The 1,041-nt window shown below is 66.3% G+C and carries 1 protein-coding gene; it reads right to left on the bottom strand.

Annotated elements, in window-relative coordinates:
• Positions 1-165: 165 nt before the first annotated feature.
• Positions 166-741 carry an SMI1/KNR4 family protein gene (locus tag E1211_RS32130; protein ID WP_132354006.1) on the bottom strand — a complete coding sequence of 192 codons (576 nt, stop codon included), beginning with the start codon at positions 739-741 and terminating at the stop codon, positions 166-168.
• Positions 742-1,041 lie beyond the last annotated feature (300 nt).

Genomic DNA, 1,041 nt, shown 5'->3' with positions numbered 1-1,041 from the left:
GCCACCGCCCCCGCGCACCACCCGGCTCCGGAAGCAGCGGCGCAATCACCACCCACGCCTCATCAGTCAACTCACCACGACGCACCACCGGCACATCGTCAACCATCAACCACTACAAGATCGACAGGACACGCCCTAGGCGATCTTGCTTTGGGTCCAGCTCGCTCAGCGCTGGTGGGCGATAACCTCGGGGCGCACCGGCGGCAGCTCCCACGGTTGCAGTGTGCCGTTGACCAGCTCGACCAGGAATTGGACGACCCCGCCCATGTAGTTCCACCAGCCGCCGTTGTGGGATGCAACGGTGACTGGCCAGTCATCGGGTTCCGCCGTGGTTGTAGTCCAGAGAAAGAGGTCGCCCTGGGTCGATTGGGCCCAGGGAAGCAGGCCACCCGGAGCTGGGTGGGGGCGCAGGCCGATGGACATGTCCGCCTCCCACCAGTCCTGGACAATCTCCAGGTCGCCACGGATGCCGTGCAGCCGGCGATGCTCCCTGCCGGGCGTGGGTAGGCCGACGACTAGGAAGTCGCCCACAGTGAAGGTGGGGTAGAGCGCGGCGAGCAGTTTGTAGTCGCCCGGTAGGCGTGTGCTCAGTCCTTCCTCTAGCAGCGGCCAGTTCACGGGAGCGGGATCGGAGCGTCTGTGCTCGGCGAGGCCGGGAATCGCCCTTTCCAGCGCGTGCACTGCCGCAGCCGGGTCCGTGATCCGCCGCTGTGGTGCCTGGGTGCCGATGAGGTCTCTCACGGCGAACAGGGTGCCAGGGAGGTGCGACCTCGCCGGAGCGCGTAAGTACAGGGAGCTACCACCACCGCTGGTCGCCCTGGCCTTACGACAGCCGGCGGAGTGTCACGCAGGTCCTGATGCTGATTTGTCACGCACGTCCCGAGACCGGACACGGCCAGCTGCCGGTGTCTAGGGCGTGTCCTGTCGATCTTGTAGTGGTTGATCGTTGACGATGTGCCGGTGGTGCGTCGTGGTGAGTTGACTGATGAGGCGTGGGTGGTGATTGCGCCGCTGCTTCCGGAGCCGGGTGGTGCGCGGGGG

Source organism: Micromonospora sp. 15K316 (assembly GCF_004348525.1).
Classification (GTDB): Bacteria; Actinomycetota; Actinomycetes; order Mycobacteriales; family Micromonosporaceae; genus Micromonospora.
Note: the sequence above shows the minus strand (reverse complement) of the source record. Positions and strands in the feature narration are given on the sequence as shown.